Raw genomic sequence first — 17720 nt, 5'->3', positions numbered from 1 at the left:
CCATCGGGAGGGACCATTGGGTTTAATCGAAGGTGGTGAAACCGCGCCTCAGTGCGAAACCGGGACTACGGAGCCTTCAGAGGATACCTGAAAGCGTGCCACGTTGGCTCGCTGGTAGGGGGTCAGATCGACGATAGCGCCGTTCTGCTGAACCTGGACCGCCGAGGCGTTGCCCAGGGTCACCCGGGTCACCTGGCCCGGGGTGAAGCTGCGGCTTTCGCCGGACTTGATCAGTGCCTTCTCGACGGTGGCACCGTCCGGGCCGCCGATATCGACCCAGCTGTCGCCGCTGAACTGCATGTCCAGCGTGTTGGCGGCGGCGGCCGGCGCCGGGGCCGAACGCGGCACCGGGGCCAGCGAGGCCACGTACGGGGTCGCGGCCGGCTTGCTGGCCGGGACGCTCGCCACGTCAACCGGGGTGGCCGGCTCGACGCCGGCGGCGGACGGAGCCACCGGCACCGCAGCCGGGATCGCGTCCAGCGAGGCGGTGTTCGGCGACGGGGTGGCGCTACCGTCGAAGTGGCCACGGGTGGCAAACCACACCGGCACGGCCAGGACCGCGGTGATGCCGACATAGAGCATGCGCCGGCCGAGGTTCTCGGCAATGCGGCGCGCGCGCGGGGTATGGGTATGGCTGACCAGGGTGGGCGGGACCACCGGGCCGACCTGGGCCTGCTCCAGCAGCTGGCTCACATCCACGTTGAGCAGGCGCGCATAGCTGCGCAGCTGGCCACGCACGAACACCGGCGCGCCGAGCTTCTGCCATTGTTCCTCTTCCAGCGACTTGACCACCTGGACCGGCATGCGCAGGCGCGTACCGACATCCTCGAGGGTCAGTCCGGCCGCTTCGCGGGCCTGGCGCAGGCGGGTGCCGCAGCCGGCCGCAGTCTCGAGAGCGCTCACAGTCTGGTCATCAATCACAATGCATCAACCCTGGAGTTAGGAGCCCGCTTCCTGCGGAAATTCCTGTCGAATCCGCTGGAGATAGCGATCAGATGCCGCCCGATCGCCCAGCCGCGCTTCGATTTGAGACGCAAGTTGTAACACGGAACGCGTTGCGGGTGCAGCCGCAATCCTACGTTCGGCGAAGGCCCGGGCCTCCATGTAGCGGCCCTGGCGGAAGCTGAGCTGGGCCATCGCCTCGAGTGCGACCGGGTTGTCAGGCAGTGTCGTCAGCGCCGCGCGAAGGTCGCGTTCGGCACGTTCGAACTGGCCGGCATCCAGTGCGCAGCCGCCCGCATTGGCCTGTGCCTCGGCCGGCGTGGCATAGCCCGGCGCCTGCAGCGCGCGGTCGAACCAGACCAGCGACTCGGCCGGCCGGCCCTGCTGGCACAGCCAGGCACCGTAATTGTTGAGGATGTCGCCGCGCTGCGGCGCCAGTTCGGCGGCCCTGCGGAAGCTCTCGCCAGCCTGCGGGGTGCGGCCACGGCGCTCATCGATGCCGGCCAGCAGCACCAGCGCGTCCGGGGCCTCCGGCGCCAGCTTCTGCGCCTCACGGGCCTTGCGCTCGGCCGCATCGAGGTTGCCGACCTGCATGTCGCGGGCAGCCAGCGCCAGCAGATCCTGCCAGCGCACCTGGCGGCGGACGTTGTCCGGATCGCGGACCGAGTACACCGGCGCCAGGCTGGGGCCCAGCTTGGCCTTGGGTTGGGATTTGCAGCCGCCAACCGCGAGGGCCAGCGTGCCAGCGAACAGAACCAGCCAGAGGCGGTCAGGCCGCGGCATCGCTCCCCTTCCCCGCCTGCAGCGTCTTGTTGAACTCCGCCTGGCGGCGGGTGCGGTCCATCACCTGGCCCTTGAGCTGGCCACAGGCAGCGTCGATGTCGTCGCCGCGGGTGCGCCGCACCATGGTCAGCACGTTGCTGTCGAGCAGGATCTTCTGGAAGGCACGGATGTGCGCTTCTTCCGAACGCTCGTAGCGGGTGCCCGGGAACGGGTTGAACGGAATCAGGTTGACCTTGCCCGAATCCTTGGCCTGCACCGCGTTGTCGAACTGGCGCATCAGGCGGGCCAATTCACGGGCATGCTCGGGCTTGTCGTTGATGCCCTTCATCAGGGTGTATTCGAAGGTGACCGATTCGCGGCGCTTGTTGGCGCGCAGGTAGCGTGCGCACGAGGCCATCAGCTCGGCGATCGGGTACTTCTTGTTGAGCGGCACCAGGGTCTCGCGCAGCGCATCGTTGGGCGCATGCAGCGACACCGCCAGCGACACGTCGCTCTCGGCGGACAGGCGGTCGATCTGCGGCACCAGGCCAGAGGTCGACAGGGTCACGCGCTTGTTGGCCAGGCCGTAGCCCAGGTCGTCGCGCATCACGCTCATGGCGCGCACGACGTTGTCGAAATTCATCAGCGGCTCGCCCATGCCCATCATCACCACGTTGGTGAGGCGGCGCATCTGGTGCGGCACGTTGCCCAGGTGGCGCGCGGCAACCCACACCTGGCCGATGATCTCGGCGGTGGTCAGGTTGCGGTTGAAGCCCTGGGTGGCGGTGGAGCAGAACGTGCAGTTCAGGCCGCAACCGACCTGCGAGGACACGCACAGCGTGCCGCGGGTCTTGTCGGGGATGTACACGGTCTCGATGGCGTTCTTGCCATCCACACCCATCGCCAGCAGCCACTTGTGGGTGCCGTCGGCGGAGGGCTTGTCGAACACGATGTTCGGAACCAGCACCTCGGCATGGGCCTGCAGCTTGGCGCGCAGGACCTTGCCGAGGTCGGTCATTTCATCGAAGTCGGTGACGTAGCGATGGTGGATCCACTTCATCACCTGATGGGCACGGAACTTCTTCTCGCCGAGAACCTCGACGAAAAACTTCTCCAGGCCCGCGCGATCGAGGTCGAGCAGGTTCTGCTTGCCAGCCGTGGGTGCCGACTTCGGCAGCGGCTGGATGGCGGGGGACTGTACGACCTCGTTCACGGCATTACTCTCAGCGCGAAACGACTTCGGTGGCGGCGAAGAAGTAGGCGATTTCAATCGCGGCATTCTCGACCGAGTCCGAGCCGTGGGCGGCGTTGGCATCGATGGATTCGGCGAAGTCGGCGCGGATGGTGCCCGCAGCGGCTTCCTTCGGGTTGGTGGCGCCCAGCAGGTCGCGGTGGGCCAGGACGGCGTTCTCGCCTTCCAGGGCCTGGATCATCACCGGGCCGGAGATCATGAACTCGACCAGCGCGTTGAAGAACGGACGCTCGCGGTGCACGGCGTAGAAGCCTTCGGCTTCACGGCGCGACAGCTGCTTGTACTTGGCGGCCACGACCTTCAGGCCGGCCTTCTCGAAGCGGGCGTAGATTTCGCCGATGACGTTCTTGGCAACGGCGTCCGGCTTGATGATCGAAAGGGTGCGCTCCAGCGCCATGGGATGTCTCCAATGGAATCGGGCCGCTGATGGCCCGAAGGGTAACATGAAAAAAACCCGCGTCGGGACGCGGGCTTAGCCTGATAAACGTAGGCGAATTGTAAAAGATAAAGCGCTGGCGTGGTAGTGCCGGCCGCCGGCCGGCAGGCTGGCGCCCGCCGGGCTGCCTACGGTTGCCGGCCAGCGGCCGGCACTACCCTTTGCGCCCATTCACCCACCTGAGCGGATTCTGACCGCCCCGGGCATTTTTGCTGCACTGCAAAATGCCATACGCTACCGTCTGGTCCTAGTATCAAACAATCGTTTGATTAAGGTCCGCCCGCCGATGGCCAAACCCGCCCACTTCTCGACCAAGGACCGCATCCTCGGTGCCGCCGAGGAGCTGTTTGCCCAGCACGGCTTCGCCGGCACCTCGCTGCGCCAGGTGACCAGCCAGGCCGACGTCAACATCGCAGCGGTCAATTACCACTTCGGCTCCAAGGAAAACCTGGTCAACGAGGTGTTCCGCCGCCGCATGGACGAGATGACCGGTGCCCGCCTGGCGCAGCTCGAGCGCGCCCGCAGCGAACATCCCGGGCAGCTGCGCCCGGTGCTGGCCGCCTTCGTCGAGCCGGCGCTGGCGCTGGCCCAGGACCGCCAGAACGGCGGTGCCTTCGTGCGCGTGATCGCGCGCGCCTACGCCGAGAAGAACGACAACCTGCGCAAGTTCCTGTCCGACCACTACGGCCACGTGCTGCGTGCGTTCGGCAAGGCGATTGCCGAATGCGCGCCCGACCTGAGCAAGGAAGAGCTGTACTGGCGCCTGGACTTCCTGGCCGGCTCGCTCACCTATGCCATGGCCGACTTCGGGCTGATCAAGCGTCCCGCCGGTGTCACCGAAGCGGCGCATCGTGCCCATGCCGCCCACGAACTGATCCATTTCGCCGAAGCCGGGTTCCGCGCCGCCGCTCGCGCCAGCGCCCTGCCCGCTTCCCCGTGATTCCACCGGGTGTGACCCACCCAGTAACTGCTGACCAACAAAGGCCCTACACCATGTCCAATTCCCTGCTAGTCCGCCGCGCCGCCGTGCTGGGTGCCGGCGTCATGGGTGCCCAGATCGCCGCCCACCTCACCAACGCTGGCGTCGACACCGTGCTGTTCGACCTGCCCGCCAAGGAAGGTCCGGCCGACGGCATCGTGCTGAAGGCGATCGCCAATCTGGGCAAGCTGAGCCCGGCGCCGCTGGCCAGCAAGTCGCTGGCCGAGGCGATCACCCCGGCCAACTACGAGTCCGGCCTGGAGCAGCTGAAGGACTGCGACCTGATCATCGAGGCCATCGCCGAGCGCATGGACTGGAAGCAGGACCTGTACAAGAAGATCGCCCCGTTCGTGGCCGACCACGCCGTGCTGGCTTCCAACACCTCGGGCCTGGGCATCAACAAGCTGGCCGACGTGCTGCCCGAGCAGCTGCGCCACCGCTTCTGCGGCGTGCACTTCTTCAACCCGCCGCGCTACATGCACCTGGCCGAGCTGATCCCGGCCACCACCACCGACGCCGCCGTGCTGGAAGGCCTGGAAGAATTCCTGGTCACCACCCTGGGCAAGGGCGTGGTGTACGCCAAGGACACCCCGAACTTCATCGGCAACCGCATTGGCGTGTTCTCGATCCTGTCCACCATCCACCACACCCAGCAGTTCGGCCTGGGCTTCGATGAAGTGGACGGCCTGACCGGCCCGCTGGTCGGCCGCCCGAAGTCGGCTACCTACCGCACCTCCGACGTGGTCGGCCTGGACACCATGGCCCACGTCATCAAGACCATGGGCGACACCCTGCCCAACGACCCGTGGCACGCGTTCTTCAAGTCGCCGAAGTGGCTGGACGCACTGATCGCCAAGGGCGCGCTGGGCCAGAAGACCGGCGCCGGCATCTTCCGCAAGGTCGGCAAGGACATCGTGGTGCTGGACCTGGAGAAGCAGGACTACCGCCCGGCCGACCGCGCCGCTGCACCGGAAGTGGTCGAGATCCTGAAGATCAGGAACCCGGCCGAGAAGTTCGCCAAGCTGCGCGAGAGCCAGCACCCGCAGGCGCAGTTCCTGTGGGCGACCTTCCGCGACCTGTTCCACTACAGCGCCTACCACCTGGCCGACATCGCCGAGACCGCGCGTGACGTCGACCTGGCCATCCGCTGGGGCTACGGCTGGTCGCTGGGCCCGTTCGAAACCTGGCAGGCCGCTGGCTGGAAGCAGGTCGCGCAGTGGATCGCCGATGACATCGTCGCCGGCAAGAGCATGAGCAACGCCCCGCTGCCGGACTGGGTGTTCGACGGCCGCGACGGCGTGCATGCCGCCGAGGGCAGCTACAGCCCGTCACGCAACGCCAAGCTGCCGCGTTCGTCGCTGCCGGTGTACCAGCGCCAGCGCTTCCCCGATCCGTTGCTGGGCGAGACGTTCGCGCCGGGCGAGACCGTGTTCGAGAACGACGGCCTGCGCATGTGGCATGACGGCGACGGCATCGCCGTGGTCAGCTTCAAGACCAAGATGAACACCGTGTCCGACCAGGTGCTGGACGGCCTGCAGGAATGCGTCAGCCGCGCCGAGAAGGACTTCCAGGGCCTGGTGATCTGGCAGCAGAAGGAACCCTTCTCCGCCGGTGCCGACCTGGCCGGTGCCCTCGGCCTGCTGCAGGCCGGCAAGGTCGACCAGTTCGAAGAGATGGTCGCCAACTTCCAGCGCACCAGCCAGCGCATCAAGTACTCGCTGGTGCCGGTGGTGGCTGCCGTGCGCGGCCTGGCCCTGGGTGGCGGCTGCGAGTTCCAGATGCACAGCGCCAAGACCGTGGCCTTCCTGGAAAGCTACATCGGCCTGGTCGAGGCCGGCGTGGGCCTGCTGCCGGCCGGCGGTGGCCTGAAGGAACTGGCCGTGCGCGCCTCGCAGGCCGCCGGCCCTGGCGGTGACGTGTTCGCCGAACTGAAGAAGACCTTCGAGACCGTGGCGATGGCCAAGGTGTCCAACTCGGCGGTCAACGCCAAGGAACTGGGCCTGCTGCGCAGCACCGACAAGGTGGTGTTCAACAGCTACGAGGCGCTGCACATCGCCAAGGCCGAAGCCCGTGCGCTGGCCGAAGCGGGCTACCGTCCGCCGCTGCCGGCACGCCGCATCCAGGTGGCCGGTGACGTGGGTATCGCCACCTTCAAGATGATGCTGGTCAACATGCTGGAAGGCCGTTTCATCAGCCCGTACGACTACGAGATCGCCGAGCGCATCGCCACCGTCCTGTGCGGCGGCAAGGTCGACCGCGGCACCCTGGTCGACGAAGAGTGGCTGCTGACCCTGGAGCGCAAGCACTTCGTCGAACTGGCCCAGCAGGAAAAGACCCAGGCCCGCATCGCGCACATGCTGAAGACCGGCAAGCCGCTGCGGAACTGACGGAAGACATCGGTAGTGCCGGCCGCTGGCCGGCAACCTCTTCCAACCCCTATTCAAGAGATCACTGCAATGACCAAGCAAATCCAGGACGCCTACATCGTCGCCGCCACCCGTACCCCGGTTGGCAAGGCGCCCAAGGGCATGTTCCGCAACACCCGCCCCGACGACATGCTTGCGCACGTTCTGCGCAGCGTTGTCGCACAGGCACCGGGCGTGGACGTCAACCGCATCGATGACGCGATCATCGGCTGCGCCATGCCGGAAGCCGAGCAGGGCATGAACGTGGCGCGCATCGGCGTGCTGCTGGCCGGCCTGCCCAACACCATCGCCGCGCAGACCGTGAACCGCTTCTGCTCCTCCGGCCTGCAGGCCGTGGCGCAGGCCGCCGACGCGATCCGCCTGGGCAACGCCGACCTGATGCTGGCCGGTGGCACCGAATCGATGTCGATGGTGCCGATGATGGGCAACAAGATCGCGATGGCACCGAGCGTGTTCGACAACGACCACGTCGCCATCGCCTACGGCATGGGCATCACCGCCGAGAAGGTGGCCGAGGAATGGAAGGTCTCGCGCGAAGACCAGGATGCGTTCGCCCTCGCCTCGCACCAGAAGGCCATGGCCGCGATCCAGAACGGTGACTTCAAGGACGAGATCAGCCCGTACGAGATCGTCTCGCACCTGCCGGACCTGGCCGATGGCCAGCGCATCATCACCCGCAACAAGGTGGCCGACACCGATGAAGGCCCGCGTCCGGATTCCTCGGCCGAAGGCCTGGCCAAGCTGCGCCCGGTGTTCCGCAACGGCCAGTTCGGCGGCACCGTCACTGCCGGCAACTCCTCGCAGATGAGCGATGGCGCCGGCGCCGTGCTGCTGGCCTCGGAACAGGCGATCAAGGATTACGGCCTGACCCCGCTGGCGCGTTTCGTCAGCTTCTCGGTGGCCGGCGTGCGTCCGGAAGTGATGGGCATCGGCCCGATCGCCGCGATCCCGAAGGCACTGAAGCAGGCCGGCCTGACCCAGGACCAGCTGGACTGGATCGAGCTCAACGAAGCCTTCGCCGCGCAGTCGCTGGCGGTGATCCGCGACTGCGGCCTGGACCCGAGCAAGGTCAACCCGCTGGGCGGCGCGATCGCCCTGGGCCACCCGCTGGGTGCAACCGGCGCGATCCGTACCGCGACCCTGCTGCACGGCTTGCGTCGTCGCCAGCAGAAGTACGGCATGGTGACGATGTGCATCGGCACCGGCATGGGCGCGGCGGGTATTTTCGAGGCGCTGTAAGGTTCAAGGCGCTGCCTCGTTGGGCTTCATGGCGTGGGCCGGGTCGGCAGGGCTGCCCGGGACACGCCGTGCCCCCCCCCCTCCGGGGTCCGGCCCAGCCGCTGGCGGCTGTGCGTTCGGGCGCTTGCGAAGCAGTGCTTCGCAAGCAAAGCGCCCTCACCCATGGGGGCTCGATGGCGCCATCCATGGCGCCAACGGTCCCGGGCAGCCCTGCCGACCCGGCCCTTCCAGCCTCCCTGCGGCGGAGGGGTGAGCAAAGGCAGGATCAAGAGCTGGGGTCAGAGCCCTTTGCGCAGCAAAGGGCTCTGACCCCAGCAAGCAAAAAAAGGCAGCCTATGGCTGCCTTTTTTGCTTTTGCTCTTGCACTTGATTCCGCCCTTCCCGTCCGCGCCCACTGGAAATCTGACAGGCGGGACGGGTGGGTCTTTGCAGGACCGTTGGCGCCATGGATGGCGCCATCGAGCCCCCATGGACGGGTTTACGGCGTGTCCTGCAAAGGCCCACCCGTCCCGCCCATCACGTATCAATCAAGGCGCTGCACGGAGCGCTTGATAAAACCCTTACTCCTCCGCCAGCATCGCCGCCAGCTTCTCGCGCGCCGGGCCAGCCAGCTTCGGGTTATCCAGCGCGAACCGGATCGTCGCCTCCACCAGCCCCAGGTGCGTACCGCAATCGAAGCGGGTGCCCTCGAATCGATAGGCATCGACCTCTTCGGTTTTCAGCAGCTGCGCGATCGCATCGGTCAGCTGGATCTCACCACCGGCACCGCTGCCGGTCTGTTCCAGCAACTCGAAAATCTTCGGGCTCAGCACATAACGGCCCACCACCGCCAGGTCGCTCGGCGCGTCCTCCGGCTTTGGCTTCTCCACGATCTCCGAAATGCGACCCTTGCGGCCATCAAAGGCCTCGGTGGCCACGATGCCGTAGCTGGCGGTCTTTTCGTGCGGCACGTCTTCAACGGCGATCACGCTGGCACCACTGGCCTCGTTGAGATCGGCCATCTGCTTGAGCGCACCCGCACCGCGGTTCCAGATCAGGTCGTCCGGCAGCAGCACGGCGAACGGCTCGTCACCGATCACGGCTTTGGCGCAGAGCACCGCATGCCCCAGGCCCAGTGCTTCGGCCTGCGTCACGAAGATCGCACGCACGCCCTCCGGAAGAACGTGGCGGATCAGCTCCAGCTGCTCCTGCTTGCCGGCGCGCTCGAGCTTCTGTTCCAGCTCGTAGGCCTTGTCGAAATAGTCGGCAACTGCATGCTTGTAGCGGTTGGTGATGAACACCAACGTATCGCAGCCGGCCTCGATGGCTTCATCCACGGCGTACTGGATCAGCGGCCGATCAATGATCGGCAGCATCTCCTTCGGCACGGTCTTGGTTGCTGGCAGAAAACGCGTCCCCAGCCCTGCCACCGGGAAAACCGCTTTGCGGATTCGCTTGCTCATTGGTACCTGTTGGCCTCACGTGCCGGAAAGGGCAGGACTTTAGCGGATGAAATGTAAGCATCCTGTGCGATTGGCGAAAACTCCGGCATGGTCGCAAACAGGATCTCCTGGATGCTGGCAGTGTCGTAGCTGGCAATCGCCTCTCGCAGGCGCGGGACATTGCCCAGCACCAGATCGCGCGAGAACGTGCGCACGCCGGCCTCGAGAATCTTCGGGTGCGCGGTTGAACGATAGTCCTCGTCCGAATAGAACAGCGTCTCGTGCAGCTTCTCGCCCGGGCGCAGGCCGGTATAGATGATCGGAATGTCCTTGTACGGCTGCTTGCCGGCCAGGCGGATCATCTGTTCGGCCAGCACGCGGATCGGCACCGGCTCGCCCATGTCGAGGGTATAGATCGCACCGTGCGATGCCGACGCGGCCGCCTGCAGGATCAGCTGGCAGGCCTCCGGGATGGTCATGAAGTAGCGGCTGACTTCCGGATCGGTAACGGTCACCGGCCCACCGCGCAGGATCTGCTCGCGGAACAGCGGCACCACGCTGCCGGCCGAGGCCAGCACATTGCCGAAACGCACGGTGACGAAACGGGTGTGCGTGGACTTCTGGTCCAGGCTCTGGCAGATCATCTCGGCGTAGCGCTTGCTGGCACCCAGCGCATTGACCGGGTCCACCGCCTTGTCGGTGGAGATGAAGACGAAATGCTCGACGCGCGCCTCCAGGCAGGCCCGGGCCACGTTCTCGGTCGCCAGGATGTTGTTGCGCACCGCTTCACGCAGCTGGCGCTCCAGCACCGGCACATGCTTGTAGGCCGCCGCATGGAACGCCGTATCCACCGGATGCAGCGACAGTGCGTGGCGGATCACGGCCGGGTCACCACAGTCACCCAGCACGGCTTCGATCTCGACATCCGGGAAACTGCGGCGCAGTTCGTCCTCGATGGTCAGCAGCAACAACTCGCTGATCTCCAGCAGGATGATGCGGCCAGCACCATGGCGCGCGCACTGGCGGCACAGTTCCGAGCCGATCGAGCCACCGGCCCCGGTCACCATCACCGTACGTCCACCCAACCAGCCACGGATCAGGTTCCAGTCCGGCATGATCGGCTTGCGGCCGAGCAGATCTTCGATCGCCACTTCCTTCAGCTGCCCGGGAAGCGACTGGCCCTGCAGGATGTCGCTGAGCTTGGGCACGGTGCGGAACGGCACGCCCGTGCTTTCACAGATGGCCACGATCCGCTGCATGCCGGCGGCATCCAGCGAGGGCATGGCAATCACCAGCAGCTTGGCCGCGGTCTCGCGGACCACGGTGGGCGCGTCGTCCAGGGTGCCAAGGATAGGCAGGCCCTGCAGCTTGGCCCCGCGCAGATGGGGGGCGTCGTCGAGCAGGCCGACCGGCTCGAAGTTGCCCGAGCGCCGCAGGTCACGCACCAGCGTCTCAGCCGCCTGGCCCGCGCCGAGGATCAGCACGCGACGTGCGCTGGAATCGGACTGCAGCGCCTGGTAGTCCTTCCAGGCCCGGTACAGCAGGCGTGGCGCGCCCAGCAGGGCCGACAGCGCGAACGGATAGATCACCAGCACCGACATCGGCACGCCATCGAAGCGCTTCCACATCAGCACCAGCACGATCGCGACCATGCCGATGAAGCTGGCCTTGAAGATGTTCAGCAGGTCGCTGACGCTGGCAAACCGCCACAGTCCGCGGTAGAGGCCGACGCGCCAGAACACCAGGCCCTGCAGCAGCAGTACCAGTGTGGTGTCGATGTTCCAGAGGGGAAGCTCGGGCGCGTTGGGCAGGATCGAGTAGCGCCCTGCGTGGAGCAGCTGCCAACATGCCCAGACCATGAACAGGTCGTGGCAGACGATGGCCGAACGCGGCATCAGGCCGAGGATTCTGTCCCGCCAAGGTGAAGCCATAAGTCAGGTATTTCCTTGTCGATGGCGCAATCCATTGCGCAGGAGGAGCCAGAGGACGCTCAGCGCACTGAACCACGCGATCGCCACGACAGCCTCCCACCTCGGCTGCAATTTGGAGCAGACAACAGTCACTGTAATACTGAACAGGCCCAAAGCAAAGTACATCCCTGTCACCCGGGCGTGGCTGGCTCCTGCCTGCACCGCGCGTTGGTAGACATGCTGGGTATGGGGTTCCATCCAGCGTTGTCCGGAAATGATGCGCGCCAGCAGTGTGAAGCCTGCGTCCACAAGGAAAGCCGAGGCTGGCACCAGCAGCAGGAGCCAGTTGATGTCCGTGCGCACGCTGGCGATGGCCAGCACGGCCGCCACCGCATAGCCCAACGCGCCACTTCCGACATCACCCATGAAGATCCGCGCCTGCGGAAAATTGAACGGCAGGAAGCCCAGGCAGGCTAGGCCCAATGCCAGGGCCGCAAGCGAATAGGGCCAGGGCAGAAGCGGCGCCAGTCCCAATGCGACAACAATCGCCTGGCTGGCGGCAATGCCGTTGATCCCATCCATGAAGTTCCAGATGTTGATCAGCGAGGCGGTGAACAGCAGCACCAGCCCGGCCAGCAGCCAGCTGCCACCGTTGGCCTTGACCAGCATGGCCAGCAGCGCTGCCGCAATGAAATGCACCAGCAGGCGGCGCAGGGCAGGCAGGGGCCTGTGGTCGTCCCACCAGCCGATGCCGGCCACCAGGACCAGGCCAAGGCTGGCGACCAGCAGGCTTGGCGCGGCGTCCGGCCAGGCCACCATGGCCACGCCCGCCGTAACCAGCAGGCTGATAACAATGGCGATACCACCGCCGCGCGGTGTCGCCACGCTATGGCTGCGGCGCTCGCCGGGCTGGTCCAGCAACTGCCGGCGCACGGCGTAACCGCGGGCGGCCCAGGTCAGGGCCGCGCTCAGCAGGGCCAGCCCCAGCAGCGCCCCCATCACGAACCACGGCATGGATCAGAGCACCGCGTAGTTCAGCAGCGGCTTGACCGTCCCCCACTCCTTGCAGCTCGGGCACTGCCAGTGATGCGTCCGCGCACCGAAACCGCAGCGGGTGCAGCGGTAGGCCGGGTTGCGCACTAGCAACTGATCGGTGATGTGCTTGAGGTCGTGCAGGGTGGCGGTGGAGTCGGCACCCTCGGCCAGGGTCAGGTCGATCAGTGCGGACTCGCCACGCACCGACGGGCGATCCTTCAGCTGGCGCCCCAGGTAGGCACGGGCCGGTGCCACGCCTTCCTGCTCTTCCATCAGCCGGGTCAACGCCAGTACCGGGGCGATGCCGCGATAGTGCTCGGTCATTTCCGACAGGAAGGCACGCGCGCCCGCGAGGTCACCGACCTTGCGATAGTTCGCCATCAGCGCCGGCAGCAGCTCGGGCAGGTACTCCGGATCGTTACGGGCCGCGCGCTCGAACGCGCGCACCGCGGCTTCGGCGTTGCCGGCATCGGTCTCCAGGCGACCCTCGATGATGCCCGCGCGCACCGACATCGCATCGGCCTGGTAGGCACGGGCGATCGCTGCCCTCGCCTCTTCCAGCTTGCCGGCGCCACGGAAGCGCTCGGCCAGCTCGCACTCGAACTGACCGATCAGCTTGCCCATCGGCTCGCCGGTCACGTCCTCGAAACGGGTCGCGTTGTCGATCGCCTTTTCCCAGTCGCGCTCGGCCTGGTAGATGCCGATCAGGTGCTTGAGCGCCTGCGGGGCGCGCTGGTCCAGCTGCGCAAGTTCGGTGAACACGGTCTCGGCACGGTCCAGCAGGCCGGACTTCATGTAGTCCTCGCCCAGCGCCAGCAGGGCCTGCACGCGCTGCGCATCACTCAGATCGTGGCGGTTGACCAGGCCCTGGTGCAGGCGGATGGCCCGGTCGACTTCGCCGCGGCGGCGGAACAGGTGGCCGAGCGCGACCTGGGTCTCGAAGGTTTCCTTGTCCAGCTCGGCGATATGCAGGAACAGCTCGATGGCCTTGTCCGGCTGCTCGTTGAGCAGGTAGTTCAGGCCCCGGAAGTAGGTGCTCGACAGGCGGCTGACCTGGCTGTCACCGTGACGCTGCCCGCCGCGCCGACCGATCACCCATCCCGCTACTGCAGCCAACGGGACGAACAGGAAAAACCACAGCCACTCGGTGACGAATTCCATCTTCGATCAGCGTCCGTCAAAAGATTGGGAGGAAACACCCGCGGCCGGCGTCGCCGCCCCGGACTTGTTGGCACGGCGCAGCTGGCTGTAGAGCGGAATGACCACGCTTACCAGCACCAGACCGGCACCGACGATGACACCCACCAGCAGTGCAGCGATCAGCGCCACGCCTACCGAAGTATGCAACTGGGTGAAAAGCAGGTTGATCGACATCGCGGTCATGTTGACCGCACCGATGATCAGCCCAAGGATCAGGACCGCCAGCAGGACCAGCAGACGAAAAACCTTCATGCGAGAGCTCCAGTGGCAGGAGTCCGTAGCTTATCCGACTCGCGGCTTGATTCGCACGCGGTGGCGCGACGGGAGGCTCAGGCCGGATCAGCGTCCAGCGGCAGCACACTGCTGACCCGCTCGCGCAGTTCCTTGCCCGGCTTGAAATGGGGAACATGCTTGCCCGGCAGGGCAACCGATTCGCCGGTCTTCGGGTTGCGACCCAGGCGCGGCGGACGATAGTGCAGCGAGAAGCTGCCGAAACCACGAATTTCGATGCGATCCCCGGCGGACAGCGAACCGCCCATCATTTCCAGCAACGACTTCACCGCCAGATCGACATCATCGGCCTTCAGGTGCGCCTGGCGGCGCGCAAGGATTTCGATCAGTTCGGATTTGGTCATCACCGGCTCACATCAGGGGCATCTCAGCCTGAAACGGCCCGGGCAAACGCCCGGGCCGTCCAGGAAACAACGTACAGCGTAAGGCCGATTACTCGGACTTGTTGCCGTTCAGCTGTGCACGCAGCAGCGCGCCCAGCTGGGTGGTGCCGCTGGAAGCCGAAGAGGACTGGTATTCCTCCAGCACTTCGCGCATTTCCGCGTCGTCCTTGGCCTTGATCGACAGCTGCAGGGTACGGCCCTTGCGGTCCATGCCCACGAACTTGGCTTCGACCTTGTCGCCGACCTTCAGGTGCTGGGTGGCGTCGTCAACGCGCTCGTTGGCGATGTCGCGTGCCGAGACGTAACCTTCGATGCCGTCAGCCAGCTCGATGATCGCGCCCTTGGCGTCGACTTCCTTCACCACGCCTTCGACCTTGGAGCCCTTCGGATTGGCAGCCATGTACTGGCCGAACGGATCCTGCTCCAGCTGCTTCACGCCCAGGGAGATGCGCTCGCGCTCCGGATCGACAGCCAGGACGACGGCGTCCAGGGTATCGCCCTTCTTGAAGTTGCGAACGACGTCTTCGCCGGTGGTGTTCCAGCTGATGTCGGACAGGTGGACCAGGCCGTCGATGCCGCCGTCCAGGCCGATGAAGATGCCGAAGTCGGTGATCGACTTGATCTGGCCCGACACCTTGTCACCCTTCTTGTGGGTGGCAGCGAAGGTTTCCCACGGATTGGCGGCAACCTGCTTCATGCCCAGCGAGATACGGCGACGCTCTTCGTCGACGTCCAGGACCATGACTTCAACTTCGTCACCGACCTGCACAACCTTGGACGGGTTGACGTTCTTGTTGGTCCAATCCATCTCGGAGACGTGCACCAGGCCTTCGACGCCCGGCTCGATCTCGACGAACGCGCCGTAATCGGTGACGTTGGAGACCTTGCCGAAGACGCGGCTGTTGGCCGGGTAACGACGACCGATGTTGTCCCACGGATCCTCGCCCAGCTGCTTCAGGCCCAGCGAAACGCGGTTGCGCTCGCGGTCGAACTTCAGCACGCGGACGTCCAGCTCGTCGCCGACGTTCACGACTTCCGACGGGTGACGCACGCGCTTCCACGCCATGTCGGTGATGTGCAGCAGGCCGTCGATACCGCCCAGGTCCACGAACGCGCCGTAGTCGGTCAGGTTCTTGACGACACCCTTCAGGATCGCGCCTTCCTGCAGCTTGTCCATCAGCTGCTCGCGCTCTTCCGAGTGCTCGCTTTCGACGACAGCGCGGCGCGAGACCACGACGTTGTTACGCTTGCGGTCCAGCTTGATGAGCTTGAACTCGAGTTCCTTGCCTTCCAGGTAGGCCGGATCGCGCACCGGGCGCACATCGACCAGGGAACCCGGCAGGAAGGCGCGGACATCCTTGATGTCCACGGTGAAACCACCCTTGACCTTGCCGCTGATGCGGCCGGTGATGGTTTCGTTCTTTTCCAACGCTTCTTCCAGCTCGTCCCACACCATCGCGCGCTTGGCCTTCTCGCGCGACAGGACGGTTTCGCCGAAGCCGTTCTCGATCGAGTCGAGGGCGACCTTGACGATGTCGCCTTCGGCGACGTCGATTTCGCCAGCGTCGTTACGGAACTGTTCGATCGGCACGATGCCTTCGGACTTCAGGCCAGCGTTGATCACCACGACGTCGCCGCGGACTTCAACAACGGTACCGCTGACGATGGCGCCCGGCTTCAGCTTGGCCAGGTTGGCCTGGCTGGCTTCAAACAGTTCGGCAAATGATTCGGTCATTAGATTTACTCTGTTGGACACATGGGTCGGTGGCGTCCCCTTCAGGGGAATGGCGACCGCCCGCCTGTTGGTCGACCCCGGAAACGCAGGTCGTGTGTAGTAGGAAAACCGCCACGCATCATTGCGCGACGGAGCTGGTACAGCACTGCTATGCGCGACCACCACCGATGCTGCTGGCAGTGCTCCCGCGCGAACGGATCAGGCAGCCGGAACCGGAAGCAGATCCATCACTCTGGCAACGACATCTGCGATGCCGATGCCTGTGGTGTCGATGAGGACGGCATCGTCTGCCGGCTTCAGGGGCGCCACGGTACGCTGAGCATCACGGGCGTCGCGGGCCATGATCTCGCGCAGGAGGTCATCAAAGTTAACAGAAACCCCCTTGTCTTTCAACTGCTTATGCCGGCGCTCGGCGCGCTCCTCGGCACTGGCGGTCAGGAAGACCTTGTAGGAGGCGTCCGGGAAGATCACCGTGCCCATGTCGCGGCCGTCGGCGACCAGGCCGGGCAGCTCCCTGAATGCGCGCTGGCGCTCTTTCAGCGCAGCCCGCACCTCGGGAATGGCCGCGATGGCCGAGGCCAGCGCCCCGGTGGTCTCCAGGCGCAGCTCGTCGGTGGCATCGGTACCGTTCACCATGACCCGCATCGACTCGCCCTGTTCAACAAACTGAACGTGGGTATCGAAGGTGCAGCGCACCAGGGCCGACGCGTCGGAGGTATCGATGTCGGCCCAGCTCGCAGCCACGCCCACCGCCCGGTACAGCGCGCCCGAATCCAGGTAATGCCAGCCCATCCGGCGCGCGATGATGCGGCTGATGGTACCCTTGCCAGCCCCGGAAGGGCCGTCGATGGTCAGGACGGGAGCGAGTGGATTCATGGGGTTCCCAGAGCGTTCGAAGGGGTCATTCTAGCCCCTGCCCGACGCCCCCAGCGGGATCTTTTGTGCAACCACTTGAAACCATGAGGAAAAGCCCGGTAGAATGGCGGGCTTGAACGAGCGTCAACTGCCGATTGTCTTTCGCATATCGCGGCCACGCTCCACCCGAACAACTACTGTTTACGCCGAGGTATGCCATGAAAGTCCTGTCCTCCCTGAAGTCGGCGAAGGCCCGTCACCGTGACTGCAAGGTCGTGCGTCGTCGTGGCAAGATCTTCGTCATCTGCAAGTCGAACCCGCGTTTCAAGGCGCGTCAGCGCTAAGCCTCACAGCCTTCCGGCTGCGGCTGGCCCTACGCGGGGCCGACCCGATGCAAGAAACCGCCTTCGGGCGGTTTTTTGTTTTATGCGGCTTTTTCCTGCCGATTTTGCTGTAATCGCCGTTCTTGACCACTGGGGAGTAGATCGAGATGAAGCGTTACCTGTCCGCCCTGGCCGTGATGGCCACCCTGGCTGCCGCCACTCCGGCGCTGGCCGATACCCTGCTTGTCGACCGTGCCCGCGAGAAGCCGGCCGGTGCCCTGCCCGTGCGCGGCCAGAGCATGCAGCAGGTGCAGGCACAGTTCGGCGCGCCGAGCGAACAGCTGCAGCCGCGCGGCGGGCAGAAGCGGCAATGGCCGACCATCAACCGCTGGGTCTACCCGCAGTTCACCGTCTACTTCGAGAAGCAGAAGGTGATCGACGTGGTGGCCAACCAGGCGGACCCGAACGAAGTCGGCCCGAAACCGCCGATCCGTTGATCCCTTTACCCGCCGTGGGCGGGCCTGTGTAGCG

At 65.6% G+C, this 17720-nt stretch carries 17 protein-coding genes; 5 read left to right on the top strand and 12 right to left on the bottom strand.

Annotated features, from left to right (window positions below; all coding sequences use genetic code 11):
- Nucleotides 1-48: 48 nt before the first annotated feature.
- Genes VN11_RS09245 through ndk form a run of 4 tightly spaced genes read right to left on the bottom strand, consistent with a single transcriptional unit; the run spans nucleotide 49 to nucleotide 3353 of the window.
- Nucleotides 49-921, bottom strand: coding sequence for a RodZ domain-containing protein (locus VN11_RS09245; protein ID WP_053449522.1), 873 nt, complete (start codon nucleotides 919-921; stop codon nucleotides 49-51).
- Between the two features lie 18 nt (nucleotides 922-939).
- Nucleotides 940-1725, bottom strand: coding sequence for a type IV pilus biogenesis/stability protein PilW (gene pilW / locus VN11_RS09240; RefSeq protein ID WP_053449521.1), 786 nt, complete (start codon nucleotides 1723-1725; stop codon nucleotides 940-942).
- Nucleotides 1712-2917, bottom strand: coding sequence for a 23S rRNA (adenine(2503)-C(2))-methyltransferase RlmN (gene rlmN, locus VN11_RS09235; protein WP_005409296.1), 1206 nt, complete (start codon nucleotides 2915-2917; stop codon nucleotides 1712-1714). The genes pilW and rlmN overlap by 14 nt, the downstream gene beginning before the upstream one ends.
- A gap of 10 nt (nucleotides 2918-2927) precedes the next feature.
- Nucleotides 2928-3353 (bottom strand): nucleoside-diphosphate kinase, encoded by a 426-nt coding sequence (ndk, locus tag VN11_RS09230; RefSeq protein ID WP_008265389.1) that lies wholly within the window; start codon nucleotides 3351-3353, stop codon nucleotides 2928-2930.
- A 325-nt stretch (nucleotides 3354-3678) separates the two neighbouring features.
- On the opposite strand from ndk, the gene VN11_RS09225 reads away from it, so the two are divergent.
- The 3 genes from VN11_RS09225 (at nucleotide 3679) to VN11_RS09215 (ending at nucleotide 8036) form a co-directional block, all read left to right on the top strand.
- Nucleotides 3679-4332: a TetR/AcrR family transcriptional regulator gene (locus VN11_RS09225; protein ID WP_006431024.1), complete on the top strand. Its 654-nt coding sequence runs from the start codon at nucleotides 3679-3681 to the stop codon at nucleotides 4330-4332.
- Nucleotides 4333-4385: 53 nt separating this feature from the next.
- Nucleotides 4386-6758: a 3-hydroxyacyl-CoA dehydrogenase/enoyl-CoA hydratase family protein gene (locus tag VN11_RS09220; protein WP_053449520.1), complete on the top strand. Its 2373-nt coding sequence runs from the start codon at nucleotides 4386-4388 to the stop codon at nucleotides 6756-6758.
- A 69-nt stretch (nucleotides 6759-6827) separates the two neighbouring features.
- On the top strand, nucleotides 6828-8036 hold the full coding sequence (locus tag VN11_RS09215) for an acetyl-CoA C-acyltransferase (protein WP_006431022.1): 1209 nt from the start codon (nucleotides 6828-6830) through the stop codon (nucleotides 8034-8036).
- Nucleotides 8037-8596: 560 nt separating this feature from the next.
- Here VN11_RS09215 and galU read toward each other — a convergent pair.
- The 8 genes from galU to cmk all read right to left on the bottom strand — a co-directional run bounded on the left by galU (nucleotide 8597) and on the right by cmk (nucleotide 16887).
- The gene (galU, locus tag VN11_RS09210) at nucleotides 8597-9478 is read right to left on the bottom strand and encodes a UTP--glucose-1-phosphate uridylyltransferase GalU (RefSeq protein WP_053449519.1); all 882 of its coding nucleotides are present in this window, start codon (nucleotides 9476-9478) and stop codon (nucleotides 8597-8599) included.
- On the bottom strand, nucleotides 9475-11388 hold the full coding sequence (locus VN11_RS09205; protein ID WP_053449518.1) for a polysaccharide biosynthesis protein: 1914 nt from the start codon (nucleotides 11386-11388) through the stop codon (nucleotides 9475-9477). Before VN11_RS09205 ends, galU begins: the two co-directional genes overlap by 4 nt.
- A gap of 3 nt (nucleotides 11389-11391) precedes the next feature.
- Nucleotides 11392-12381, bottom strand: a complete 990-nt coding sequence (locus VN11_RS09200) for an MraY family glycosyltransferase (RefSeq protein WP_053449517.1) — start codon at nucleotides 12379-12381, stop codon at nucleotides 11392-11394.
- 3 nt (nucleotides 12382-12384) lie between these two features.
- Nucleotides 12385-13563, bottom strand: coding sequence for a lipopolysaccharide assembly protein LapB (lapB, locus tag VN11_RS09195; protein ID WP_006430997.1), 1179 nt, complete (start codon nucleotides 13561-13563; stop codon nucleotides 12385-12387).
- Between the two features lie 6 nt (nucleotides 13564-13569).
- Nucleotides 13570-13854: a LapA family protein gene (locus VN11_RS09190; RefSeq protein ID WP_006430981.1), complete on the bottom strand. Its 285-nt coding sequence runs from the start codon at nucleotides 13852-13854 to the stop codon at nucleotides 13570-13572.
- Nucleotides 13855-13931: 77 nt separating this feature from the next.
- Nucleotides 13932-14237, bottom strand: a complete 306-nt coding sequence (locus VN11_RS09185; protein WP_005409286.1) for an integration host factor subunit beta — start codon at nucleotides 14235-14237, stop codon at nucleotides 13932-13934.
- An 88-nt stretch (nucleotides 14238-14325) separates the two neighbouring features.
- A complete protein-coding gene (gene rpsA / locus VN11_RS09180; protein ID WP_005416230.1) occupies nucleotides 14326-16011 on the bottom strand; it encodes a 30S ribosomal protein S1 in 1686 nt (561 codons plus the stop codon).
- A gap of 198 nt (nucleotides 16012-16209) precedes the next feature.
- Entirely contained in the window at nucleotides 16210-16887 is a 678-nt protein-coding gene (gene cmk, locus VN11_RS09175; protein WP_008265652.1) for a (d)CMP kinase, read from the bottom strand.
- 197 nt (nucleotides 16888-17084) lie between these two features.
- On the opposite strand from cmk, the gene ykgO reads away from it, so the two are divergent.
- Together ykgO and VN11_RS09165 are read left to right on the top strand one after the other, a co-directional pair.
- Complete coding sequence (gene ykgO / locus VN11_RS09170) at nucleotides 17085-17210, top strand: type B 50S ribosomal protein L36 (RefSeq protein WP_005409283.1); 126 nt, start codon at nucleotides 17085-17087, stop codon at nucleotides 17208-17210.
- A gap of 176 nt (nucleotides 17211-17386) precedes the next feature.
- Entirely contained in the window at nucleotides 17387-17686 is a 300-nt protein-coding gene (locus VN11_RS09165; protein WP_404830627.1) for a hypothetical protein, read from the top strand.
- Nucleotides 17687-17720: the final 34 nt, after the last annotated feature.

This window comes from Stenotrophomonas maltophilia, from assembly GCF_001274595.1.
GTDB classification, from domain to species: Bacteria; Pseudomonadota; Gammaproteobacteria; order Xanthomonadales; family Xanthomonadaceae; genus Stenotrophomonas; species Stenotrophomonas forensis.
Note: the sequence above shows the minus strand (reverse complement) of the source record. Positions and strands in the feature narration are given on the sequence as shown.